Source organism: Rickettsia endosymbiont of Cantharis rufa (assembly GCF_964026445.1).
In the GTDB taxonomy this organism is placed as follows: Bacteria; Pseudomonadota; Alphaproteobacteria; order Rickettsiales; family Rickettsiaceae; genus Rickettsia.
In genome coordinates, this window is the sequence record NZ_OZ032150.1 from 1,294,494 (window position 1) to 1,320,521 (window position 26,028).

The window sequence follows — 26,028 nt, forward strand, 5'->3', positions numbered from 1 at the left end:
TTATTTACCTGCTTGGATATGTAACTTTGCCTTGGTATTGTTATAAATAAATGAAGCAAGTACGCAGGAAATAACACGCATATCCATAGGGTCAGATCTGCTGGTTAGAATAATCGGCACACGGGCCCCAAGCACGATACCTGCCATAACCGCTTGTCCCAAATATTTTAGCTGCTTTGCAAGCATATTACCTGATTCAAGATCAGGCACTACTAATATATCAGCATTTCCTGAAACTGCAGAGCTAATACCTTTCGCTTCAGCCGCAAATAAAGATATAGCATTGTCAAACGCAAGGGGACCATCAACTATAGCATTCGTAATCTGTCCACGATCTGCCATTTTTGATAAAGCGGCAGCATCAAGGGTTGTAGGAATTGCAGAGGTTACTGTCTCAACTGCCGATAATACTGCAACTCTAACCTGCTTTTCTTCTTTGATCATATGCATTAAATCAATAGCATTCTGTACTATATCACGCTTATCTTCTAGAGTAGGGCGGATATTAATAGCAGCATCGCTAATAATAAAAGGCTTTGGAAAAGTAGCAACGGCCATTAAAAAAGCATGGCTTATACGGCGTTCAGTACGAAGACCATTCTCTTTATGAACTACCGCAGACATAAGCTCATCAGTATGCAGCGACCCTTTCATAATCGCTGCAACTTCTCTTTTCTTTGCAAGCTCTACAGCTTTTTTTGCTGCTTCGTGGCTATGCTCAACATTAATAAGCTGATAACCCTCAAGATCTACATTATTAACTTTTGCTACTGATTCGATTTTATGTTGCGGTCCTATAAGAATCGGTTTTATTATATCAAGTTGTGATGCTCTAACTGCTCCGAATAATGATTCTTTATCGATCGGATGAACTACGGCAGTTTTAACAGGCTTAAAGCCGTCTGCTCTAAGTAATAGATTGATGAAATGCTTTGCTGCTTCATCAAAGTCAGGATCGTTGATTTCTTTTGGAGGAGTGTAAGTAGCGCCTAATTTCTTAGCTAGAATCGCATCTAAAAATGTCTCGTTTATTATATGTTGTTTCTTCATAAACCCCTTAATAATAATTAGTAATTATATATATTATTAAATAATATATAGCCCAATTAATATATGGAAAACTAATTATTGTTTTTAGTGGGAATTTCTTAAGTACTATTAGCGCAACAGTGTATATACGCAATGTCATCCCGTGGCTTGTCCTCTAGTAGCGGACAATTTTTACTTTATGTCATTCCTAGCTAAAAGCGGGAATCCAGCCTAAAGCGAGATAAATCGAGCTTTTAATTTTAAAAATTTGCTATATTGATATTTTTTTCTGGATTCCCGCTTTCGCGGGAATGACATAAGAGTCATGCAACGCCGGACAAGTGGCTAGTAATTGATTGGTAGACGAAGCTTAATTTGAAAAAGAGTAATCGGTCTGTAAGCCAAGGGGCGGAGCGTATACTTAATACATGAGCATTCGAGGTCTTACAAAGACGACGTAACCAATTTTTCAAATTGAGCGAGTATACTACTTCACCCCTCTCAAATGATCTTCTAATTTTCTTAGTTTTCTACCCTCATTTACTATAGGTTTTACATAGGTTTGCATTTTTGCATTTTCCCTATACTTATTAACCTGATCGATCTGAGCATTTACTTCATCGGTAATAGCTTGCTTTCTATCCTCTATTTTATTTAACACTTCAGTACTATATTCATAATTTTTAACATCAGCATTAAAGTTATTAAGCTCTTCTGTAATCTTTTGGTCTATTTCAACTCCCTCGGTGGTATCTTTAACTTTTTGTGTTATTAATGCCGGTATTTCTTCGATCTTGATATCATCTCTTTTAAAATGATCTTTAAGCTCTTTATACGTTTGCTCTATATTTTCCTGAGCTTTCTCATGTACAATATCATAATGCTCTTGACGACGAGTATATCGATCTTCATCTATAAATTGCGCATGTTTTCTATGAGCGTTATCTATCATATCATGCATCTGAGAGTCAGTAGCTTTTTCACGCATAAATCTATCACCCATCATCACCGGATCATCATCTTCGAATAACCTACTACGCACTTCATGAATGAGCTTTCTTTGAGCTAATTCTTGATAATATTCCGCATCACTCTGTCTACCTGTTTTCTCTAGCCTTGCTAAATATTCAGGAGATAATATATCTGCTTGAGCAGCCAGCGTTTCCTTATTAATATGCATTTGAAGCTCACTAAATTCTCGCGCTTTTTCTTCATCTTTTAATTTTTCGCTATAAGTTCTAAGTCTTGGGTCGTTATATTCAAAATCATGCCATTCGGCACTTGTGAGATTACCCTCATATTTATCACGTAAATCTTTACCAACTATAGCAGTTAATGCTTCTCGCTTTAATCCCGTATAACCGGCATAGATTTTTTCACCTATACCTACGCGCTTTTCTTCTTTTAGGTTACGTTTTGTATCAATACGATGTTCCATCTCTTGCCAACTTCTAAGCACTCCTATATTCTTACCAAACAGACCAACACCTCGCCCTGACATTGCTTGGTGGGCATACTTATAAGCATCTTGATAGTCCTTAGTAAAGCTTGCGTCACTAGCGAGTTCACGTAAGTTAGCATCTTTTAATGACTTATCAAGCTCAGTTTTTTGCTCTTTACTTAAAGCGGCGTAATCTTTCACTTCATATTTATTTGCGGCAATTTTATCTCGAAGCTGAGTAAATTTCATTTGCGATAGTTCTTTTGCTTTTAATTCATTCCCTTTAGGTAAATTCTTTAATAACCCTGAAATACCGTTTTCATAGTCCGTAATAGCATTCATTTTTACATCTTTAGAATCTATGCCGTATTTTCTTTTAACCTCATTTTGTATGGCTTTATTAGCAGAAGGGCCAAGGGCTTGCTTTTCAAGTCTTCCCATCATCATACCCTCAAATCCTTTGGCAACGGACATGCTAGCTTCCTCTACCTTCGCACTTACCCGTGTAGTTATAGGTGCACTTACCGTCTTAGCCACATAACTTAGCGGCCTGTTCATTTGTTTTGCAGCCGAATCATAAGATTGCTGATTAACTTTTTGTATATCCGTTAAATTACCTGAAGTACCGGCAATAAACTGTGCCGTCGATATAGCAGTATCGTTAAATTTACTTAGCAAATAAATAGACACAAAAATTAGTAATATCCCATCAAGTTGGACAAATTTCCCATTTATAAAATTACTAATCCTTTTTGCATCTTTAACTAAATCTAAAAACGGTAACTCAATATAGCGTTCCTCTATACACTCATACGCAGAACAGTGCGTAGTACCATCATCTTTTATATAATCTTTAGGAACTAATATCTTTGCTTTGTGGAAATTATTTATACCGCCTTTCATTGGTACGGGGAACCACCAATAAAATATTGAATTACTGAGGCTTGGATCTATATCCTCAAGGAAACTACCAAATATTTCATTTATCGGACCTAAATTAGGAAAATCATGCTTACATACAGCAAAACCGAGTGTTGAATATACTTCACTTCTGATTATCATTGAAATAAAAGCGATACCGGCAAATAAAATTATAGGCTGTAATGCGTATGATATTAATTGTCTTAACCAATTCTCAAATAACGAACGAGTTATATTAAACAACATAAAACAAATAAATATCGGCCCCATAATTATAATCATACCGATAGTTATAAGGGCAGTGAGATAGATAATAGTAGCTTTAAATATAAGGAAGAAAATAAAATACAGGGCTATCATATATAGAATGATATATATAAAGCCAAGCCAATCAACAAACAGTAACGAAAATAATTTAGATAAAGTTTGAGGAGAAATAAGTAACCCAAGCAAGCTTTGAGAACCCGGACCAGTAGCCGAAGCCTCATTAACTATTTGTAGTATTTGCTGAACCCCATCAATAAAAAATACGAATAAATAATCATGAAAAAATGTCCAAGCTTTACTAGTGCTTAATAATATTGAAACTATACTAACTTTTAATATTCTAACTATAAGTTCGACATGAGTAAGGTTTATATTACCTATTAAAAAGGAGGAGCCCGTAAACATTATATATAGAGTTAAAATAGCCGAGACACTCATCCTATAACCCGGCGTATCAATTATTTGTTGATAAGTTTTCTTTATGATCCCATCGTTACCAAACAATACTCCTTTTATTAAATCAGTTAAAAATTGTAATGGATCGGGTCTAGTATCACTAACTCCGGACTTTATTACTAATCTATATTGCCCGCTATTATCATTATAAAATTTATCTATAATCTTAAAATAAAGGGGCGATTGAGCATGTTTTGACTTATCTTCACCTTTATATTGATAATTTATACCCCCGGCTTTTAAGAATTGTCCCGTACTACTAATACTATAAAAGTCATAGCCTACACTCGAAGTGAGCTCTCCTAAATGTTGAGTTATACCGTCCGGTTTACGCTGTTTATCCGGTGAAATATTAGGATCAGCATTTTTAGCGGCAATAAGAAAATAAAGCCCGACGCCGTCTGTCATTATACATGGAGCATTACTAATCATTGCATCATTTTGACTTGCGGGATTAGGAGTACACATATCAAGCCTAGCATTATCCCAAAAAGTACACGGTTGTAGCTTAACACAAAAAGCAGCCAAAGTAGTTGTATTATTCTTTTGACCGTACCATGGACACCATGCAGATAACTGACCTGAAGTATTTTTATCTCCAAGTATATAATTCCATGGTCTTACCATAACTGTTAACGGATAGCCGTTTACTTTATAAGCACTGTCACGCCACGGTGCTACTTGATCACCCTCTTGTCTTGAAGTAATTTCTTCCTGATCATATCTAGAAGAGACATTGAATTTGATAAAACCAAAATCATCAGGATCAATACAAGTATCACCACTACAACCGGAAAGCAGCAGCAATAACGATATTAATAATGTAATAAAAATATTTTTGTTCATTTATTTTTTATGTGTTATTTTTATATTCTTAATTTCAACGTCATTGCGAGGAAATTACGTAAGTAATTGACGAAGCAATCCCAGAAGTTTGTTATTATTTCATGAGATTGCCGCACAGCCTACGGCTACTCGAAATGGCGATTTTCAAATTAGCTGGGATGACACTAAAATAACCTATACTACTTTCTCTCTTCTTCTTTCTTCGATACATCATTACGTTCAGATAAAAATTTACTTATATGTTCACCGCCACCTTGAGGTTCTCTAGCTTTATAATTTTGATCAATTATTTTATCCTTGAAAAGATTTACCGGAGCCATTACGGCACTCTTAATCCTTGAAGATCCCTTTGTACCATCCTTATTAGTTGGTTTTAGTAATATATCATCCATAACAGCTCCTACAGGATCAGAACGTTCTTGATAATTTCCTGATATTCGTGCCGGCGTAACATTTGTAAGCATTCCGACTACTATATTTACAAAAGTTACTAAACCATATGACATCAAGCAATATGAATAAAATAATAAAGCTGTAGTAAATAATACTAAGAAGGTATTAGTATTATTTGTTAAAATATTAGAACTACTAATTTCCGGAACATCCGGTACAAAGAAAGGTATTCCGGGTAAGAACGGTAATGTAAAAGAGAAATTGATCGGAACACCAAGATTTGTTAAATCAAGCCCTATTTTTATCGGTATAAGAGTATCCCAGCAGGCTCTAACTACCACTTTTAAAAGCTGCTCAGATAAAATCTGATCTATCAATAAAAAGAAAATCAATAATATTGTCGGCTGCACTACATAACTAAGCAATGTCGATATCCAGTTATCAAATAAACTCTTAGTTTTTTCAAATAACATTAATATTATGAAAAACGGTGCTAATGAAATCATAACGGTTACCCCTATGAACGCAATAACATAACCTATTATAACTTCTAAAACAGCTCTAAAATAAGTAATAAGACCATAGATGGTTATAATAGCAATAAATGTTAACCCGTTGTGTATTTGTAATAATTCAATAAATAACAACCCCCAAATTCTGCCGTTAGTGTATTTATCAAATATAGGATCAATAAAACCAAAAATATTAGATCTAGAGCTTGTAGCACCTACTACGTTAGTTACAAAGAAATCAATACCGTCAGTAAATACACTAAAGAAGTATGTATTAAAGAAACTCCAGCTTTCTTCTCTAATTAAAAAAGCTACCATAGCTATTTTGCATATACGTATTATTACTTCTATGGCAGTTAATTTTAATGCTCCCATAACAAACATTAGTCCAAATATAGTAACATAGAGGGTTAATGCAGCTTTAGCTATATTCTGCACTGCAGAATTTTTAACTAGATTCATATAGAACATTTTACTAAAAGTTCTAAACTGATCGGTAATAGGTTTAATAGCACCATTATATACTATATCCGAAAACCAAGTTGTACCGGTATAATTAGCATAATTTACACTAACTACCCCTTGTATATTACTATTAGGATTTACTACCCTTAACCATAAATATCCATCTTGCGATGCATCAGCTGCAAAATTATAATCTACTGGCGTACCGCGAACAGATGAATCAGGTAACGCACCGTCCTGTGTTATTACATATTCTAAACTTATATTTTGCTGATCACCCGGACTAATTGAATTTGTTCCATTACCTATTTCAACAATCATCGCATAACGACCAAAATATAAAAAATTAACTAACCAATCCTTAGGCACCTTAGGAGGCGGGGGATTAGGATTAGGTTTATTAGTTATGAAATCATTAAAATCATTATAATTCGAAAAATTTCGACTCCAATCACTCATGAGGGCTGACTCAGCAAACATATTATTTGTTTGCCAATCGCTAGTAAAATCCATAGTACCGCCGCTAGTCGCTTGATAATATATAAAGCTACTTTGAGTACTACTTGAATTTACAAAACTTTGATCCCGCCCCTTAATAACCTGACCGCCTACCTTAATTGTCATTCCTCTACCTTGATCGTAATAGCAGGCAGGGCTAGTATTTAAATTAGAGCCCATAGGGCAAGAATTAATTAAGCCCATAAAATTCTGTACTACTCCAACTCTCATAGGTTTGCCGACTAATGCTTCGTTACTATTTATACTTTTATATTTTGTAGCTGAGCCAGCTCCGCTACATCCGCTTGGTTTGTCAGGATCTCTTGAAGCATCTATAAGATTACATACCTGCTCTGCAGATGAGTAAATTATTCTATTATCAAAGTTGCCAAGGTTGCTTTCAGTATAAAGTGCGGAAGCGGCAAATATCGAACTATCAAGTTCCTGCGCTAAAATATTATCTACGGTACTTGGAAATACTGGAGCATTAGGGCTAAAAAAATTATCTTTACTCACTAAACTAATATTTACTATATCGCCGGCCTTAACTTCAATTCTCGAATTACCGTTAGAATAGTTAAAATATTTAACAGAATCAGACATTTTATTAAATGAAAGTGCATCAAGATCTTTATCAGGCGGTATAGCCCCCGGTGTTTCACTGTTATTGTCTGTAACAAAACGAGGAAATCCTAAAGCTTCAAATTGTAATTTAGAATAATTATAAGTTTTAATGAAAACTTGCGGCGTACTAAATCTTGGATCAATTCTATATAATACTAGATATTTTCTAGGTTCAGGAGTAATACCTGAAGTAGACCAATTTATTTTTAACAATTTACCTTTCTCAACAGCGTTACCTGTTGACTGCCAAGTTCCGGCGGTAGATAAACTAATTCCTATATTGCCCTCTTGAAAACTTGTAAATTCAGGCACTTCTAAACAACCGAGTAAGCTTTTTAACCCACCAAAACCGGTTGACATCCATGAAAAAGCATCAACAGCTTTAGCTGGCATTGCCATAAACAAAACTAATAAAACTAAACTCTTAGGGATTTTCATAATTTAAATTGTTATCCAACACGTCATACCGTGATTTTTATTTTTTGTCATTGCGAGGAAATTACGTAAGTAATTGACGAAGCAATCCCTTTCACGAGATTGCCACGCTCCTTTCAGTCGCTCGCAATGACGATTTTTGATTCACTCTCTATCTCGGCAACTCAGGTTTAGGTGGTTCTTCATTTTTCTTCTCACCCCCTTCTTGTGTCATATTTTTTCTATTTTTTTCAGCCTGACCTAACGTTTTATTGCGTTGTTTTAATCGACTTTCCGCTCTGCCGGCGATACCTTGTCTTGTTTTAGCATCCATACCTATTTGACTTAATGCTTTATTTTCTGCTGCGTCAGACATTGCTGCCCCCATACCGGTAGCTGAAGGTCCGGCAGCGCTAGTTAATTTTGCTACCATACGTCCTGAAAATTCAATATAACCGTACATACCGTAAGCAATAATAACCAGAGCTACGATATTTTGCATATTTACTCCCATCATACCTGACATATAATCCATTCCCCAAGGAGCAAACCAATTAATACAGAAGATAGGTACGTTCAGTAATGCAATAGGTAAAATAGTACCGATAAACGGAATTTTTATCGGTACAGCACATTTCCAGCAAACGCTATAACCTAAAACAAAATCTAGATAAATGGTAAATAGCTGTGTTAGTACTATAATACCTGCCATCATAACTACCGGTTCTACCATATAGCGGATCGTAAACCTCACCCAATTATCAAATAAATACCTAGTAAAATCAAATAATAAGAAACTAATAAATAAAGGAGCTACACCGATTAATATACAAGTTGCCATAAATGCCATAATATAAACGGCAATAGCTCTAAGTGCCGTAATAATTACTATACCGACCGCAATAAAAGTAATTATAAAATATATAATACCGCTAAGCCCAAGAGAAAGAAGCGCAAGTAATTGAGCGATAAATGTTTGACTAAAAAATATTTTACTCATTACTGCATCTAAAAACATAAAAGGATTAGAAATAGTATTAGTAGAAGTAAATAAGCTATACCCACTCATATTAGCAATAATTGAGTCTGAAAAACCAGTAATTGCATCAAAAAGGTAATTACTGAAAAATTCAAAAGTATTACCGTTCATAAGCCCGCTAACTATTCCGATTTTTGCTATTCTAATTACTAGCTCTTTTTGGTTTATCTTGGCAAAGCCGAGCAAGAACATTGCTCCATAAGTCATCACATATAGAATTAAAATTGCTTTAATATAGGTAAAAAAGTTAGTACATGATGAATTATCAGTGGCTTTATAACATACCATATTTTTAAAAATAGAAGTAGCAGCCCCTTGAACTTTAGTTTTAAATAACTGAAGTAATGGCTCCATTACTTTAATAGTAAAACTTCCTACTTTTAAGGATGTTGAGAAATGTACTTTATAGCTACCGTCACTGTCTTTATAATCCTTCGGATCATTTAGAATTTTCATCCATATATAACCCGCTTCGTTTGCTGTAATAGGGGGGGTAGCTTTACCATCACTATCAACGTTAATTCCGGTGACTGAATAAGGTTTAATAGGGTTGCCGTTGGAATCTTTAGAATTTGGATCTTCTGAAGCCGGTACTATTATATATTGCACTTGTCCCCGATCATCAAAAGTATCGTTAAAACTATTACCGTTCTCTCTATAGCATCTAGTCTGTTTAATATTTAGAACATATCCGCCCGTATTCTTATTAGCATCTTGTGAGGTGGGAGACCAAAGCCTATATTGTAAATAACTTTTTTCAATATTACTGTTAAAAGGTATATTATATACAACTTTATATATATATTTACCGTCTTTATCTTTATACTCAGGCGGTTGATCTGAATCTGCAACAAACTTAGCAAATTGATTATCCTGAGGATCATGACTAAGCTGCCACATTAATCCGGTTGGTCCTTTGCCTCCTTTACCATCAGCCGTATACCAAAATCTCCGATTCTTTTGAAAATCTCCATTTATATAATCTTTATCTTTTGATACACTATAATCATCATTATCGGGACAAGTTCCGACAGGTTTTTGACCAATATTAGCATTATTACATTTTATATTCATGTAATTTATATATAAATTACCCGGATTATCTGACCAATTAAAGGTAAAACTATCGTCATCTTTATAAGCTTCCGGCATGTAGCCCTCGTGATTTACCCAAGCAGATAAAGAATCGCATATCCAATAAGTACAACAAGCACCCGCAAGATTACACCAGAATTGACCACCCTCTGGATGAATACAACCCGCAAGACACCATCCTGAACATTTTTCTCTACGTTTATTGCCTTTCCAATAATTCTGCTTCAATTCGCAAGCATTAACATATGGACCGGAATAAATAGAATATTTTCCACAAATCGGATCGTAGGAAGTTTGATTTTGTGAGCAATCTTTCTTAACCACATTACCTTTAAAAACATCATTAACTGTTGCACCCGTACTGACAAAACTAGGATATACGGAAACTAAAACTCTATCATTAGCATATAATTCGGTAATATTACGCCATTCATTATTTTTTGCATCCATTATTAGAGAGACAGGCGGATTATTTGCATCGGTAACACGAGGGATTGGAATCATTTTACCGCTATCGTCTAAATTAGATCCAGCTCCTGTACGTTGTAAATTATCTTTTGGTATATAAGCTAAACATAAACTAGTCTGACCGACCACTTGTAAATTCACCTGTTGGTTGTTTTCTACTAGCACCTGGGTATTTAACCATTCATTGTAACGAGTAGGATCAGGAATGAGCTGAGTTGTGCCGTCAGGTAGCATTTTAGAAGTGTTTACATGATTAGCATTAGCATTAAGGGTTATAGTACCGGTTATTGAATCCGAGCCTCCTTTACCGTCCGGAGCATATCTCATATAACAGCCATTACCGACTTTTACTGCTCCTATCATACCAAGTGCTGCAAAAATAAAGCAAACTAGCGTTGCTACTATAGCGAGTATTCCTAAAACTTTTAATAAGTTACTCTGCATATTCTATCATTTACCTCCAACTGATGATACAGCATCTTTGGCATTATCACCACCTCCTTCCGCTGAACCAAGTGTATCATCGCTTTGTTCTCCACCCTTACGTCCACTCTCACCAGGTTTATCTCCTACCGGCGGCTTACCTTGCGTAGCCATAGTAGCATCTTTAGCAAAATCTATTCCTTTCTTTACTAAATCAACAATTTTAGTTGGACTTGCCGTTACTGCATTCATATTAGGACCGTTAGTTAAATCAGCCGCAAACTGTCCTATAGATTTAGAGAAATAATAAAAAATAACCGAAAATACTAATACGCACAAAAGTTCCGCTAAAATAGATACAACATCTCTAACAATTGATTTTATTGGGAAAAGTATCAATAAATGCTCTTCCCAACCTTCACCTGCATAATATTGTAACATTTTATATCCAAAACTTTCCTGGCATTTATCTTGACCGCCGCTTGGTAACCTTAACTCAAAAGTACTAAATTTAATATCTCCTTTTTCATAATCATATCTAAGAAATTCACAATTTTTAAATATTGCGGAATCATACATAGTGACTAATAAAGCTATAAAACCTGCTATTACTGCCGGCTGCAATGCACATGAGATACATACTTTTAACCACCCGTCAAAATAAGCTTTTGTACGAGTAAATAGAGCCATAGGGATGAATATAGGAGAAACATATGTCATAACGTAAATAGTAATCATGCAAACTAAATAATGCGTAATAAAATATAAAAGTATAGATAAAAATATTACAGAAAATACTAAACCTGCTGCAAGTATAATGATGTTTCCAGCCATAAAGAAGCCAAACATAACGGTAAAAAATCTCAATGATCCCGCTTTACTTAAATCCTTTGGTCTGTCTTTTTTGCCATCAGGATCAAAATTAGGTATAGGTGTATTATTACCGCCGGGACCATTTCCGACCGGCCTCCCTAAAACTCCATTCTTATCTATATTATAAAGTAAATCCAAGCCAAGATAATAACCTATACGGCAATCAATAGCGTCCCATAAACCATAAAATTTATAACTGTCCTTATATTTTGAATTATTAAACTGACATAATCCTCTAGAACCTACTGCATTAAAGACCATCTGTGCAAAGCTAGGTGCTGCCCCTGTCAAAAGAGGTAATCCGTATGTTAACATACCGTTTTCTTTTGTCGGCTGACTGCCGCTAAAATCTAAAGGCCCAAGACCGATAGAAAAATAAGCAACAAATAAGAATTTTATTACAAAAAGAGCTATTTTTTCAGTACTTGCATATTCTTTATTTAGAGCCATATTAAAGGCAAAAAACATAGTATACAGAATTAGTGCCGCACCTATAGTTCTCTTTAAATAACCTTGAAACGTAGAAAAAGCGGCAAGATTGATTATTCTAGAATTTTGATCTTGAGAACTACAGCCATTTCCGACAAAAAATATTTTATTAAGCGTTTCGCTCAAACACTGAACTGCAAGACCGGAAAAATTAATTAATGATTGACTATAATTTGCTCCCGTATAACAGCTTTTTCCTATATTGCAATTCTCATTATCAGGCGGGGTAGGCGTCGGAGTTGCACTTAAAGATTTACATGCTACCGGCAACGGTCCCCTTGACGTGGGCATAACTAAACATAGATCATTATCCCATTTTTTAACCGTTAAAACAATATTCTGTAATACGGGATTTGCTCCAAGATCAGGATTATTATCAATACTTAAATCACTAATCTTCTTAGAGTCGCCCTCATTTAAAGTATATATGGTACAAGGACTACTACTACCCTCTACATTTTTAAAACAAAACGTTATACCGGACGCAGCCGAGTTACAATTACCTCTCGGATCTTTCATATCAATATTACGAATTATATAGCCATATGCCGTATCGGTTTCTAAATATCCATCTCCGGTAGTTGACAAACTAGAACATGACTCCCCAAAGCCGGCAAAGCTATTTAAAGCGAAAACCTCAAGACAAATTACAATAAAAATTTTTATAAAATTATGAATTTTCATCGGAACCACTATCTATTTTTTTGCTTCTATTCTCATTTACTTCGTCTTTTCTTTCAGGGTTATTACTATCTTGAGGCCCTCTAATAGTACGATCAATCTTAAGATCACCGGGTAAATCTAGTTCAGGTTCAACTTCGGTAGTTTCTTTTATCCTCTGATTTTTTTTATCTTCTGGTCTAACGTCTTCTGACTTTTCGGATTTATTAATCTGATCATCTAATTTATCAAATTTATTAGTTACACTATTATCTCTTTCTCTTATCTCAGTTGCTACACCACTATCGACTAATTCATTCCATTTCTTTTCTGCATTCGTACGTCGCTCGGATGTTTCTTCACCTTGCTGGTCTCTTACTCTTCCTCCTCCGCTTGCTACTAATTCATTCCACGCTTTCTCTACTGCTGCACGCTTATCCCGAATCTCTGCATTTTCTCGTATCTGCTTTACTCCTGTAGGATTATCATGTTCCTTTAAGTTAAAACTATAACCAATTACTCCTGTACCTTTACTTGCGTTATCAACTTTGTCTTGTGAAGGCGATGTATTATCAACTTTCTCTTGTGGAGGCGGAATATTATCGGCCTCTTTTTTACTTTCTTGATTATTATCTCTTATGATTTTTCCGACACTTTCAGGTTCAATATTACTTTGTGGCGCAGGTGCGGGTGTAGAAATAGAAGTTCTAATGCTAGCAGGCGATGAAACAGATTTCGGAGGAGCAGAAGGAGGAGTAACAATATTCGATCTTGCTTCACTACTTACAGTTTTAGGGCTAGAAGTTGCTACAGAAGACGAAGCTGTCGGCGTTGTTACCGCGGGTGCCGATGTACCTCCACTCACAGCAATATTATCACCGACTCCTCCTCCGCTTGCACCGACATTATCACTTACCCCACCTTTAGCTGCACCTAAATCACCGGCTCCTTCTCCCCTACTTGCTATACTATCAAGCCCCTTGGTTGCAACCCCCGCCATAGCAAGCCCTTCCATAGCTGCCTTAAATATTACTTGCGGTTTTATAGCAACATTACTAAGAGCTACCCCTTCCGTCATATCTGCAGCAAATTCAGCTAGCTGACTACTAAAATTATACATCAAATACAATGTAAAACATGCCGTAACTAACGAAAGCAAAATATTTTTAATTTTCTCAAAAAGCACTTTTGGAGACATAAAAAACATCCCTGGACCTAAAACCACTCCCGATAAAAACTGGAATTTACCAAGGAAGCTACTTGTACTACTATCCCCTGGTTTTGCATTGCAAGAGCAAGTAGCCTCCCCTGGTTTTGGAGTACAAGTACCGTCTGGATTGCAAGTCTCATCTGGTTTGCTGGTAACTATTTGTTGTACACTATCTTTTGCAAAATTAAATGCCGTGGTAATAGGGTTATTTAACATATAACCTAAGCTATTTTGACAACTTTTTGCATCGTCTTTAGTATATTGCGTCCAATCATTATTAATATAGAATATTAAAACATCCCGCTTAGAAATAATACCACCTTGAATTTTGTCTTCTATACTATTATTAATCAACTTGCTCTTATATTGACATTTACCGTAGAAACCGTAATCATAAACCGAAAACATCGTGATCATAAAAGTAACTACCACCATAGGCTGTAGCAAGAATGAGATCATCAGTTTAACCCAGCTATCAAAATAACTTCGTGTATATGAAAATAAAAACATCGGTACAAAAAGAGGAGCTAAAATACCGAGTATTACTATAGATATCATACACATAATCGTTGCATTAACCATAAAGGCAGCAACTGAAATCACAAGTAACGGATAAGAAAGAGCGAGCGACACTAACATCATATTACCTGATATTATTGCCGGAATTAGCAAATAAATATATGGCGGGGCACTAAAGCTAAAGAAATCAAAATTTAAAAAATCATGGCTTCGATAAGCATTTTCGACAAGTAACGTAGATAATATATCAAGCCCTAAATAATGAGCTACTCTACAATCTAACGCATCCCATAATGCAATATAAGAAACACTGCCCTCATAGGAAATATTGTTAAATTTACATAAACCGGACGGAGCAGCATTCATAACCCAACTTGCTAAACCGTTTATACCGTCAAGTAAGAAAGGAAACGCCCACTGAATCATACCGTCAAGCCGATCATACGGAGAGCCGCTACCAGGGGTTATATTAATTCCTATTGAAAAATAAGTTACGAATATCATTTTCAATACAAAATTTATATATTCACTTTTTGGTGGCACTTCACCTGCAAGTAACATTTTAAAGCCAAAAAACATAACATATAAAGTTAGAAAGGCCGTAACTATTTTATACATTCCTACTTGGAACTGAAATAATGCACTATCTTGCCTTGAAGCCAAATTAACCACTTGACTTACATTATCAAAACTACAAACATCTTTACTAATTAGTAATCTAGCAATCATTTGCCTCATACATTCTATAAGAGGAGAAGTCATGACTACTGCAGTTTTTGAAGCATTATAAGCTTTTTGATAACATCCATCGCCTGCGGCACTACAGGAAACTAAGGCTAAAGGATCGGTAGGAGTTGCATTTGGGTCCTCAATAAAATCCTTATCTGCTACATCCATAAAGTTATTATACATGGATTTCGGAAACGGCTCTTTCATATATTTACAGCCGACGGGAACGTCTCCTGTAAACCCCTTTGTTGAGACACATATCCTATCTTTATCTTGAATAACTTTCCAATATATTACAGGGAAGCCCACATCAAATGCAAAGCCGTCATCACCGGGCTTACCTCTATATGGAACATAATAATCCTTTTTATTATTTTTCCACGCTTCTTTTATATCGCCCCAAGGATCACTCCCTGTTAATACGGCTTTAGAAATAGCAAGCGCCGATTTTGCTACCGCCCCTGCTCGAGCTACAATTAATTTAGCATTACTACATAAGGCAAAACGTAATTCCGGGTTTTTAGGATTAATTCTATTTTCACGAGTACATTGACCTCCTGGAAAATTTCCAAACCTACTATCGTTAAATAATTCATTATCATTTATTTTAAGCTTCAGAAACGTATTCATGTACAAAACTGGGGAAACAAGATTCATTACCGCAAAAGTAAAGAACGGAGCAACAACACATGTATGAGAGAATTCACTACGCAATAAATCTCCGACTCCTTGAGTTTCGCAAGTTAAGCCGCTTAAAACATCTACAATGCTATCAAGAGTATCTTTGGCATGAGCTTTAGTAACTAGCCCTAAATTTAGGACAAAGCTTAATATTAATGTTATAAGTATACTACGAGGAAATAATTTCATAACTAGTTACTTGCCCCGTATGAGATGGCTCTTAACGTCATTGCGAGAAAAATTGCGTAGTAATTCGACGAAGCAATCCAGTAAAAAATTCTGTAAGTCAGAATTTTTTTAATTATTTTTCTAGATTGCCGCATCGCTTCGCTCCTCGCAATGACGGTTAGGGTGTCTATGCAACAACACCGGCTTGTTCGCGGGGTGACAAGCAGGAATTTATAATGTTTTAACTGCTTCATAAAATATAGGTAACCATTTATCCGGATCATTACCGTATTTCTCTCTAATTTGATCGAGCAATATTACAGTCTCAACTCTGCCGGATAAAACACTAATTATATTATTCATGCCGTCTAAGTTAACTTTGGCAACCACGGCATCTATTCCTTGTTTTATTAAGAAATAACGTGTAGTAGGGTCGGTAGTTTTAATTAAAATATATTCTCGCTGACTTAACATAAATGCACTACGATAAATATCTGTAGCTTTCAAATTAGGTAAAAAAATCTGCGTAGCTGTTTGCTGAATTAATGTATCGCTAATTCTACTCTTAGCTGCATCTTCAACGCTCTGTGTAGCAAATATAACAAAAGTATTTAATTTTCTCAACACTTTTAACCAATCTTTGATCTTAGGTGCAAATACCGGATTATCGATTAAGGCCCATGCTTCATCAAGCACTATCATAGTTTTCTGCCCATCTAAAGAGATATTAATACGATGGAACACATATAATAATACCGGTGCAAGGCTTATAGGATCTTTAAGTAATTCAGTCATATCAAAACCGAATACCCTTGCTTTTTGTAAATCAATATCATCTATTTCATTGTCAAATATCTTAGCGTGCGAACCTTTACCGACCCACATTGCAATCCTGCTTGCCAAACTATTTGGTGTATCAATACCAAGAAATGCTATAACATTACTGAGTCTCCTGTCTTTTCTTTCTAATCTAAAATTACCGCTTATTGCTTGAGATAAGATCTTATTATCTTGTGCAGTTAAACTTTCGCCGTTAGAAGTTACAAGCACGCGAAGCCACTCTAAAATAAACGTTCTATTCTCACTAGTATCTTCAAGCTGCAAAGGGTTAAAGTTACATTTTAAACCCGGATCAATTACTGTATAAACTCCGTTTAAAGCACGTATAAATATTTCTGCTCCTCGATCTTTATCAAAAAAGAACATACGAGGTTTGAATTTTTGTGCTTCAGCACATAAGAAATTCATAAGAACTGTTTTACCAGCACCTGTTGGACCAATAATTAGAGTATGTCCAACATCCCTCACATGGAAATTAAAATAAAACGGTGTACCTGAAGTAGTATCAAGTACTGTGACATATTCTCCCCAATGGTTATCTTTAATTTTACCGAGTGGATAATTATGGTGCGATGCAAAGCTAGCCATATTTAATGTATTGATAGTAGATTTACGTACTATATAATCCATATTTCCGGGCAGTTGTCCCCAGTAGCTAGGTTCCATGTTGACTTTTTCTCTAACCGGCTGAATTCCTGAATTAGAAAGCTCAACTGCTGCCATTGATAATATATCTTCTAAAGCTTTAATATTATTTGCGGAACATAAGAGCGATAAATGATGCTCACCGAAACCGATATCGCCGCTAGTAGCCATATCAAGGGCCGTATTGATTTCAGCAATTTGTGAAGTAGCCTTGTCACCGGATTGTATCATTCTATTTTGCTGTAATTGCATTTTACCAATCGCTACGGTTCTATTAGCAAAGACAAAGCTTTGAGTCATGACAAATTCAAAAGGCATTTGCAGGAATCCGTCAAAAATTCCTGCTGAAGTATTAGGACCGTATTCAAGTATACTGATCATTCCAGCATATTTCTTGCCAAGTGGACTTCTTGCTTCAATAGTACGAGAATCAAAAAATAAGCGATGGGTTGGTAAATATTCATCAATAGTACCACGCGGTAATGATATAGGTCCGGGTGAGTCGCCACAATTAACTAAAGATGAAAGGAATTCTAAAATTTCACAATAACTACCTGATGGCGTTTGACGAACTCCAAGTAATCTTGCTCCGTAACTTCTTAATGTATTAACCACTCTAGTTGACATTTCTTGAAGATTTTCTTTCATCTCCTTCATGTCATTTTCCCAAGCGGTTTTATTAGATTTTTGTCTAATCTTCTTTAGAAAATACTCAACTATAGCAGCACCGCCGGTATCGGGCTTATATAAAATACTAACATATAATTCATTAAAAAACGACCTGGAGCCCGCATGTTTCTTACGCCATTCTGCACCTAAATAAGTAATAAAATCATTAGGGACTTTTACGGTAGGATCATAAGTAAATTCCGTATCGTCAAATATCACTGCTTTACGTCTTCTAATAGTATGGAAATACATAATGATATTTCCCGAAGCCATATTTTTAAGTAAGGCATTTCTGATATTCTTTTTAATGTCTAGATCTTCATCATCCGCAGTTTCAAAAGAAAAGCCGTTTATTTTAATGACTTGCAATAATGAATTATCTTTGGTTAAAATAGTATTACTATCCCAGTGACATTTATAAGGAATAAAATGCGAAGTGGGTCTTTCTTGTTTAGACCTTAATTCTTTAGCTGCTCTAGTTCTAAATAACTTCATTACCTCACCTGATTTAACTATTTTGATTTATTAAATGTCATTGCGAGGAGAGGCGAAGCCTCGACGTGGCAATCTCATGAAATAATAACAAACTACTAAAATTGCTTCGTCAAAACTTACAGTTTTTCCCCGCAATGACGACTTGGTATCCACGCGGGAATGAATAACAAACTCAAATATTATACGAATTTGCTCCATAGTAAAATTTATTAGGACATTGGCTAGTTCTTGACATTTTATTTAAATATAGCTCTATGAATCTCGGTTCTTTAAAACATATAATATAAGCTACCAAATGCAAAGCAGCCGCAATGAATAAAATCATAATACCGTTATTCCAAATAAATACTATCATCGTCATTATCATATTTAATGCAGCAAACTTAATACTTACTCCAAATATCATCGGTGGTCTAGTTAACCCTACAAATAAAAGATCGGATGCTAGTGCTCCTGCCATAAAAAACCTCTTTAGTTTATATTTATATCAAACATAGTTGATAGTATTGAATTCGGTACTTCACTATTTACAAAATGTACGTAACTGTTATTATTTTCAAGCGCATTAACTGCTATCTTAATTAATTCTTCTTCGATAAAATTATTACTATCACCCAACATTGATTTCAATAAGTTAATATCTCGTATTTTTATATTATACGGAAACGTCTCAGATACCTGTAATATCTCATATGGAAATATTAAATGTTCCGCACTTAATGCAGAAGCAATTGTTGCTACCGTTAAGTTAACATTTAATAAATGTGTTTTCTCCTGATCGTCGCTCGCAAATGGTGCTATTACAGGTATAATATTATTATCTTCAAAATTTAATAAAATTTCCGGGTTAATGATAATAGGCTCGCTTAAAAAACCAATATTTATAACATCATTATTTACAATTTTTCGGTGAGATAATTTTGACTTTTTTGCTTGCAGTAAATTGACATCCTTACCTGAAATACCAATTGCATAACAACCTACACTACTTAATTTTGTTACTATGAGCTTGTTAACGTAACTGGATAAAATTTCCATAATAATAGGATTATTTAGGGAACTATAGTCGCTTATTTTACTAATTTTTTGACTAAAATTTTCATCTATTTGTGATATTAAAGACGAACTTCGTAAATCAATATGATCATGTACTATATATATTTTAGCACCGCACATCTCAAGCAATCTAACAGATTCAATAAAAGCCGTAAATAATTTATCGTCAATAATAATAGTAGCAGGTAATTTTAGAACTATTGCTTGATTCTTTAACTCACTACTACACTTTATTATATTCTTAATTATAGCAATGTTATTTAATGAAGAAATACTATCTACCTCTTTACCTTTGAGGTTTGATGCATTTTGCCAAACTAGCTTTAAGTTCTCTTGCACCTTCTTTACTCCTACTACTTACATACATAACATTACATGAGTAGTTTAAAGTTGCAAGAAAATTCTGTGCTTCGTCGTTAAGGTTTTTGCGATCCGTAACTTTATCGTATTTTGTGAAAATAATTTGAAATTCTCTTTTATTTGCAAGTAATAGCTCAGCTACTTTCTTATCGTTTTCTTTTATACCCCTTCTTGAATCAATCAATAAGTTAACTAACCTTAAATTATGGCTATTTTGTAAATAATAGCTAATTAATACTTCCCACTGCTCTTTGACTGATATAGGAACATTAGCAAAACCATAGCCGGGAAGATCAACTATAATAAGTTTATCTGCAAGGTTAAAGAAATTGATTTGCCTAGTACGCCCTGGAGTATTGGAAACTTTAGCAAGATTTTTATTATTACATATCGCGTTTATTAGACTTGATTTGCCGACATTTGACTTACCGACAAAAGCAATTTCCAGTAATGAAGAATTGGGGATTTGGCTTATATTCATAGCACCAGCTACAAATTTAGCTTCATGACGAAAAAGCTTGCTGCCATCAGTCAATTTTGTAGGCACTATTTTCTGAGTAGTCATAATTTTTTAGATTTGATAAATTTACAGGTATTGTGTAATCATTGCAGGAAGAATTAGGCGTTGTTGTATGGCTCGAAAAACCTGTGCGATGTCATCCCCGCGAGGCATTGTTGCGTGGACCGGTTTTCTCGTCATTGCGAGAAGAATTACGCAGTAATTCAACGAAGCAATCCAGTTAAAAATTCTGTAAGTCAGAATTTTTTTAATTATTTTTCTGGATTGCCGCGTCGCTTCGCTCCTCGCAATGACGGTTCGGGTATTCACACAACAATACCTCACCGCGAAGGCGGGAATGGCATAAATAAGCCATGCGACAACATCGCTAAAAGTGGAAATCCTCAGAAAATAGCTTACTGAAAATATAAAATATGGTAGCGGGGGCTGGATTTGAACCAACGACCTTCAGGTTATGAGCCTGACGAGCTACCGAGCTGCTCCACCCCGCAATAATTGAGAATTAATGACTTTGTCCGCATTATATCGTGACTTACTCACTACTATACGAACATCGCTAATGCCATTCTCGCGAAAGCGAAAATCTAGCTAGCTTCTTTTTTGTTACCAAAAGAAAGACCTGAGAATCTTTTGTTGAAATCACTAACACTTTTGTTCGATTGATTTACTACATTTCCGGAATCTTTATTCCATGCCGAATGCTTTCTAAAATCAACGTCCATTAAAATTTCACCTGTAGGATGAGTAGACATTGTTTCAAAAACATCGCTTCCTACTTTAATCAAAAACTTTTTATATTCTGGATGTATACCGCTTTTCATGATGATTTCGCCATTTTAGTCTGAATTATTTTTTTCTTAATAGCTCTAGCCGTATTAGATAAAACATTATCATTGGCTTTTAGAATATATGCATCAAACCCGCCAGCTTTTTCAACAGAACTAATACATTTAGCATTAACTGATAATCTATATCCTTCAGCCGTTATATCACTTGTAAACTTAACAGACCTTAAATTAGGCTCAAAACGTCTTCTAGTTTTACGCTGAGAATGTGACACATTATTGCCGTATAAAACACCCACACCTGTGAGTTCGCACTTACGAGACATAAGCTAAATACCTTAAAACTTATAAATACACAATAGACAAAAATATAAAGTAATACTACCATAGTGTCAAGAGTTAATTATGGTCCATTTAATGAAGAAACAAAGATAGGTACTATGTATTTATACGCGAAATAGGCAAAGACCAAACCTAAAATAGTTCCAATAGCTACTATACGGAATTTTGCAGGACTAAAAATTAAAATAACTATTCCAAGAATAATTACTACTTTTATTATATCATCTGCCGTATAAGCGCTAGTATTTATAGCATAAACATTTAGATTTATACCTAAAAACACTATTGCAAATAATAAATCTCTTAACATTTTATACCTCAATAATGCGAATTTAGAATAGATTCTTATCCTAATTAAAATCTATAGGACCGGTAGTTAATCCATTTATAAATTGTTTTAAATAAGGATTATCACTATTACGCATTTCATCTTTATTGCCGTACCATTTAATTTTTCCTTGATAAATCATAGCTACTTCTTTAGCTATTTTTTCGGCACTAATCATATCATGAGTTATAGTAATCGTAGTTGCTCCAAGCTCTTCTTGGATTTTTATAATTAACTCATTAATAACATTTGCCATTATGGGATCAAGCCCTGTTGTCGGCTCATCAAGGAATAAAATCGACGGCGTGCTACAAATTGCTCTAGCAAGAGCTACTCTTTTTTGCATTCCTCCCGACAATTCCGATGGGTAAAGATCGAGTATTCTAGTGGATAAACCTACGGAATTAAGCTTTGCACCGGCAAGGTCGTTTTTTTCTTTCTTAGATAATTTTTTAGTCGCAAAAGTAATATTATCACGTACATTTAAGGAGTCAAATAATGCTCCGCCTTGGAATAAAAAGCCTATACCGTCCATAACCTCAAATTTTTGTTTACTTGAGATATTTTGGATTTCTGCATTATCAATAAAAATTTTACCTTTATCAGGTTTAATCAATCCTACTATATTTTTTATTAGAACTGATTTACCGCTACCGGAACCACCTAAAATAACTAATGAACTGCCTTTTTTTACATCCAAATCTATTCCGTCTAACACCTTATGATTAGCAAAAGATTTATATAATGACCGAATTTTAATCTTAAATTCTTCCTTTGTTGCCATATTTACACTTTGAAAAATAATTCGGTTATTAAATAATTGCTTATTAAGATAAGGATAGAAGAATTTACTACTGCCGAGGTAGTGGCTCTTCCGACTCCCTTAGCTCCTTTATCTGAATAATAGCCACTATAGCAACTTATTATAGAAATAATAAACCCAAAAACTCCTGCTTTAACAAGACCAGAAATTACGTCAATCGGCTCTAAATACTGAAAAGTACTGGTTAAATAAGCCGCACTATTAAAATCAAGTTTATATACCCCTACCAAATAACCACCCATAACACCTATTACATCACCGATTAAAACAAGGCAAGGCATTGTAATAATGGCAGCTATTACTCTTGGGAAAACTAAATATTTAATAGGATCGGTAGATAAAGTGTATAAAGCATCTACCTGCTCCGTTACTCTCATTGTTGCTATTTCTGCGGCAATCGATGCTCCTACTCGTCCTGCTACCATTAATCCGGCCAAGACAGGTCCAAGCTCTCTAGTCAGCGATAATACTACTACCGTTGCAATAGAACTTTCAGCCGAAAAACGGGAAAATCCGGTATAGCTTTGCAGAGCAAGTACCGCACCTGAGAAAAAAGTCGTCATAGCGACAACCGGTAAAGAGTAAAATCCGATAAATAATAATTGTCGAATGATTAAACTCAAATATAAGGGCGGTCTTACAATACTACTAATAGCAGCAAAGCTAAATAAAGAAAAACTACCTACATTTTGTGCTATTTTTATGATACGTTTACCGACTGAATTAGCTATATTTAATAACATTTGTGTATATTTTTTATTATATGTTAGTGGGTACCTAATAGTCATTACGAGGAAAAATTAAAAATTTTTACGAGGCAATCTCGTACCAAAATTCTGAGATTTCCACGCTCCTTTCAGTCGCTCGCAATGACGCTTACTTATACACTCTCTTATATCTATTACCAAGGCTAGTCAATACCTCATACCCGATAGTACCTATAATACTCGCTATCTTATCGGGCGTGCAATAATTTCCGATAATTTCCACTTCCTGCCCTAGAAAAATATCGGGCGGTGGTAGATCGGTAACATCGATATTTATTAAATCCATCGATACTCGCCCTACTATAGGAACGCTGTAACCGTTAATAAATACTTCGCCTTGATTGCTAAAATTACGACTAAACCCATCGGCATAACCAAGCGGTAACGTTGCAATGATACTATCACGCTTAGTTGTAAAAGTCATATTATAACCGACGTGGCTATCTAGTGTCAAATTCTGTAAGTGAATTATAGGGGCTTTTAAGATTACAGGGTTGTGTGTTAAAGGATTTAGCCCATACAAAGCAGCCCCCGGTCTTGCTAAATCAAAATGGTAATCCTGTCCTAAAAATATACCGCCGGAATTAGCAAGGCTTGCTTTGACGTTTGGAAAATATTGTAAATAAGCTTTAAATCTGTTTAATTGTTCTAGATTATAAGGATTATCTATTTCTTCGGATATAGCTAGATGGCTTATAATATATTGTAAATCTAACCCTTTTAACAAATCACGATCATTAATTAGCTGCTCTATTTCATTACGAGTTAATCCAAGACGATTAATCCCAGTATTAAAATGTAAATAACAAGGCAGTAATCTATTTTTCAAATTGCTAAATTTTTGCCAAATTTCTATTTGTTTTAAGTTATTTAGAACAGGTGTTACATTATATTCTATAAGCTCTAAAGCGTCATATTCAAAAACTCCGTTAAGAACTAAAATATTAACATCTACTCCTAAAGCTTTGCGTAAATACGCTCCTTCTTCACTTGAGGCTACAAAAAAATGCCGACAATTTTCTTCTATCAAAGCTTTAGAAATTTGTACTGCCCCAAGACCGTAACCGTCAGCTTTAACGGCAGCACCGACTGGTGAGGTTTTGCAAATATCTTTTAACAAACGATAGTTAGCTTTTATTGTAGATAGATTTATTTCTAGAGTACACAAGCTCATAGTATATTTCTTAACTCTTTTACGATGATAGGCAACGCGGGTATTATATGAAATTTTGTAGATAAGTCACCTACTTCTATAGTATCGGTAACAAAAATATTATCTATCGCCGAATTTTCAATTTTATCTTTAGAACCGACAGAGAGCACTGCATGAGCTATAAAAGCACTAACCGCTAAAGCCGAATATTCTTTTAAAAACCTCGCTGCTTTTACTATTGTTTCGCCGCTATCTATAATATCATCAATTAATATGCAATTTTTTCCCTGGGCTTTATCGCTTATTTCTATCATCTCGCAATTATTATTTTTATCCCTTTTTTTGTTTATATAAGCTGAATCTATATTCAGTAAATTACTAATTTTTTGTACACGGTTAATACTTCCTTTATCAGGCGCAACTATGAAAGAGTTGCTATAAGTTCTTAAAAACGGGATATATAAATTTATAGGTTCAAGATTAGAAACAGGGATATTAAAAAATTTCTCTATTTTATCGGAGTGCAAATCAATAGTAATTATATGGTTTACTCCGAGCTTATCCAAAAAATCAGCTATTAACCTAGCAGGAATTGTGGACTGATTATCCTGCCTTGCATAACCGAAATAAGGCATTATCAATATTATTCGATTTACTCCCGCTTTTTTTCTGCATCTAATAGCAAGAACAGCTCAATTAAGCGATCATTAACGGGTTTTGATGTGGATTGTACTATGATTACTTCTTCATTATAAAACGATTCTTGAATTTCTACTTTTATTTCGGAATCATTGAAATAGGTAATTTTCGGCTCAAATTTAATATTTAATGCTATAGCTAAACGAGATGCGAGTAACTTATTACTACTGCCTGCTAGGATTTTCATAGAGGTAATATTAATGTTTCTTATGTCATTCCCGCGTAGGCGGAAATCCAGGGTAAAGCGAGATAAATCGAGCTTTTAAAAGGCTTTAAAGTACTAGATTCCCGCCTACGCGGGAATGACATAAACCATTTTTTAAGAA

17 protein-coding genes, 1 tRNA gene and 1 pseudogene are annotated in these 26,028 nt (G+C 34.8%); all 19 read right to left on the bottom strand.

What is annotated here, in order from left to right:
• Nucleotides 1-1,050, bottom strand: a complete 1,050-nt coding sequence (locus tag AAGD46_RS07355) for a phosphate acetyltransferase (RefSeq protein WP_341787135.1) — start codon at nucleotides 1,048-1,050, stop codon at nucleotides 1-3.
• A 466-nt stretch (nucleotides 1,051-1,516) separates the two neighbouring features.
• A complete protein-coding gene (locus AAGD46_RS07365; protein ID WP_341787136.1) occupies nucleotides 1,517-4,960 on the bottom strand; it encodes a type IV secretion system protein in 3,444 nt (1,147 codons plus the stop codon).
• A 179-nt stretch (nucleotides 4,961-5,139) separates the two neighbouring features.
• Nucleotides 5,140-7,890: a type IV secretion system protein gene (locus AAGD46_RS07370; RefSeq protein ID WP_341787137.1), complete on the bottom strand. Its 2,751-nt coding sequence runs from the start codon at nucleotides 7,888-7,890 to the stop codon at nucleotides 5,140-5,142.
• 148 nt (nucleotides 7,891-8,038) lie between these two features.
• Nucleotides 8,039-10,912, bottom strand: a complete 2,874-nt coding sequence (locus AAGD46_RS07375) for a type IV secretion system protein (protein ID WP_341787138.1) — start codon at nucleotides 10,910-10,912, stop codon at nucleotides 8,039-8,041.
• Between the two features lie 6 nt (nucleotides 10,913-10,918).
• On the bottom strand, nucleotides 10,919-12,937 hold the full coding sequence (locus tag AAGD46_RS07380; RefSeq protein ID WP_341787139.1) for a type IV secretion system protein: 2,019 nt from the start codon (nucleotides 12,935-12,937) through the stop codon (nucleotides 10,919-10,921).
• Nucleotides 12,924-16,241, bottom strand: coding sequence for a type IV secretion system protein (locus tag AAGD46_RS07385; protein ID WP_341787140.1), 3,318 nt, complete (start codon nucleotides 16,239-16,241; stop codon nucleotides 12,924-12,926). Before AAGD46_RS07385 ends, AAGD46_RS07380 begins: the two co-directional genes overlap by 14 nt.
• 210 nt (nucleotides 16,242-16,451) lie before the next feature.
• Nucleotides 16,452-18,869, bottom strand: a complete 2,418-nt coding sequence (locus AAGD46_RS07390) for a VirB4 family type IV secretion/conjugal transfer ATPase (RefSeq protein ID WP_341787141.1) — start codon at nucleotides 18,867-18,869, stop codon at nucleotides 16,452-16,454.
• 172 nt (nucleotides 18,870-19,041) lie between these two features.
• Complete coding sequence (locus AAGD46_RS07395; protein ID WP_010976817.1) at nucleotides 19,042-19,329, bottom strand: type IV secretion system protein VirB3; 288 nt, start codon at nucleotides 19,327-19,329, stop codon at nucleotides 19,042-19,044.
• An 11-nt stretch (nucleotides 19,330-19,340) separates the two neighbouring features.
• Nucleotides 19,341-20,264, bottom strand: a complete 924-nt coding sequence (locus tag AAGD46_RS07400; RefSeq protein ID WP_341787143.1) for an acetylglutamate kinase — start codon at nucleotides 20,262-20,264, stop codon at nucleotides 19,341-19,343.
• On the bottom strand, nucleotides 20,212-20,850 hold the full coding sequence (yihA, locus tag AAGD46_RS07405) for a ribosome biogenesis GTP-binding protein YihA/YsxC (RefSeq protein ID WP_341787144.1): 639 nt from the start codon (nucleotides 20,848-20,850) through the stop codon (nucleotides 20,212-20,214). Before yihA ends, AAGD46_RS07400 begins: the two co-directional genes overlap by 53 nt.
• Before the next feature lie 369 nt (nucleotides 20,851-21,219).
• Nucleotides 21,220-21,296, bottom strand: a tRNA-Met gene (locus tag AAGD46_RS07410).
• Between the two features lie 93 nt (nucleotides 21,297-21,389).
• A complete protein-coding gene (locus AAGD46_RS07415; protein ID WP_341787145.1) occupies nucleotides 21,390-21,626 on the bottom strand; it encodes a 50S ribosomal protein L31 in 237 nt (78 codons plus the stop codon).
• Nucleotides 21,623-21,916, bottom strand: a complete 294-nt coding sequence (gene rpmB / locus AAGD46_RS07420) for a 50S ribosomal protein L28 (protein ID WP_341787146.1) — start codon at nucleotides 21,914-21,916, stop codon at nucleotides 21,623-21,625. Before rpmB ends, AAGD46_RS07415 begins: the two co-directional genes overlap by 4 nt.
• 77 nt (nucleotides 21,917-21,993) lie before the next feature.
• Nucleotides 21,994-22,242 (bottom strand): DUF5510 family protein, encoded by a 249-nt coding sequence (locus tag AAGD46_RS07425; protein ID WP_341787147.1) that lies wholly within the window; start codon nucleotides 22,240-22,242, stop codon nucleotides 21,994-21,996.
• Between the two features lie 40 nt (nucleotides 22,243-22,282).
• Entirely contained in the window at nucleotides 22,283-23,044 is a 762-nt protein-coding gene (locus tag AAGD46_RS07430) for an ABC transporter ATP-binding protein (protein ID WP_341787148.1), read from the bottom strand.
• A gap of 2 nt (nucleotides 23,045-23,046) precedes the next feature.
• On the bottom strand, nucleotides 23,047-23,826 hold the full coding sequence (locus AAGD46_RS07435; RefSeq protein WP_341787149.1) for an ABC transporter permease: 780 nt from the start codon (nucleotides 23,824-23,826) through the stop codon (nucleotides 23,047-23,049).
• Between the two features lie 133 nt (nucleotides 23,827-23,959).
• Nucleotides 23,960-25,024, bottom strand: coding sequence for an alanine racemase (locus tag AAGD46_RS07440; protein ID WP_341787150.1), 1,065 nt, complete (start codon nucleotides 25,022-25,024; stop codon nucleotides 23,960-23,962).
• The gene (locus AAGD46_RS07445; RefSeq protein WP_341787151.1) at nucleotides 25,021-25,638 is read right to left on the bottom strand and encodes a ribose-phosphate diphosphokinase; all 618 of its coding nucleotides are present in this window, start codon (nucleotides 25,636-25,638) and stop codon (nucleotides 25,021-25,023) included. Before AAGD46_RS07445 ends, AAGD46_RS07440 begins: the two co-directional genes overlap by 4 nt.
• Nucleotides 25,615-25,889, bottom strand: a pseudogene (locus tag AAGD46_RS07450) (ribose-phosphate pyrophosphokinase-like domain-containing protein); the annotation flags it as partial. The gene AAGD46_RS07445 and the pseudogene AAGD46_RS07450, both read right to left, overlap by 24 nt.
• Between the last annotated feature and the right edge of the window lie 139 nt (nucleotides 25,890-26,028).

Excerpts from the sequence above, each read along its gene's own strand:
- AAGD46_RS07435 (WP_341787149.1), bottom strand. The coding sequence starts at position 23,826 with ATGTTATTAAATATAGCTAATTCAGTCGGTAAACGTATCATAAAAATA.
- AAGD46_RS07380 (WP_341787139.1), bottom strand. The coding sequence starts at position 12,937 with ATGAAAATTCATAATTTTATAAAAATTTTTATTGTAATTTGTCTTGAG.
- AAGD46_RS07430 (WP_341787148.1), bottom strand. The coding sequence starts at position 23,044 with ATGGCAACAAAGGAAGAATTTAAGATTAAAATTCGGTCATTATATAAA.
- AAGD46_RS07440 (WP_341787150.1), bottom strand. The coding sequence starts at position 25,024 with ATGAGCTTGTGTACTCTAGAAATAAATCTATCTACAATAAAAGCTAAC.
- AAGD46_RS07415 (WP_341787145.1), bottom strand. The coding sequence starts at position 21,626 with ATGAAAAGCGGTATACATCCAGAATATAAAAAGTTTTTGATTAAAGTA.
- AAGD46_RS07355 (WP_341787135.1), bottom strand. The coding sequence starts at position 1,050 with ATGAAGAAACAACATATAATAAACGAGACATTTTTAGATGCGATTCTA.
- AAGD46_RS07375 (WP_341787138.1), bottom strand. The coding sequence starts at position 10,912 with ATGCAGAGTAACTTATTAAAAGTTTTAGGAATACTCGCTATAGTAGCA.
- AAGD46_RS07395 (WP_010976817.1), bottom strand. The coding sequence starts at position 19,329 with ATGGCAGGAGCACTAGCATCCGATCTTTTATTTGTAGGGTTAACTAGA.
- AAGD46_RS07365 (WP_341787136.1), bottom strand. The coding sequence starts at position 4,960 with ATGAACAAAAATATTTTTATTACATTATTAATATCGTTATTGCTGCTG.
- AAGD46_RS07385 (WP_341787140.1), bottom strand. The coding sequence starts at position 16,241 with ATGAAATTATTTCCTCGTAGTATACTTATAACATTAATATTAAGCTTT.
- rpmB (WP_341787146.1), bottom strand. The coding sequence starts at position 21,916 with ATGTCTCGTAAGTGCGAACTCACAGGTGTGGGTGTTTTATACGGCAAT.
- AAGD46_RS07390 (WP_341787141.1), bottom strand. The coding sequence starts at position 18,869 with ATGAAGTTATTTAGAACTAGAGCAGCTAAAGAATTAAGGTCTAAACAA.
- AAGD46_RS07425 (WP_341787147.1), bottom strand. The coding sequence starts at position 22,242 with ATGTTAAGAGATTTATTATTTGCAATAGTGTTTTTAGGTATAAATCTA.
- AAGD46_RS07370 (WP_341787137.1), bottom strand. The coding sequence starts at position 7,890 with ATGAAAATCCCTAAGAGTTTAGTTTTATTAGTTTTGTTTATGGCAATG.
- AAGD46_RS07445 (WP_341787151.1), bottom strand. The coding sequence starts at position 25,638 with ATGCCTTATTTCGGTTATGCAAGGCAGGATAATCAGTCCACAATTCCT.
- yihA (WP_341787144.1), bottom strand. The coding sequence starts at position 20,850 with ATGACTACTCAGAAAATAGTGCCTACAAAATTGACTGATGGCAGCAAG.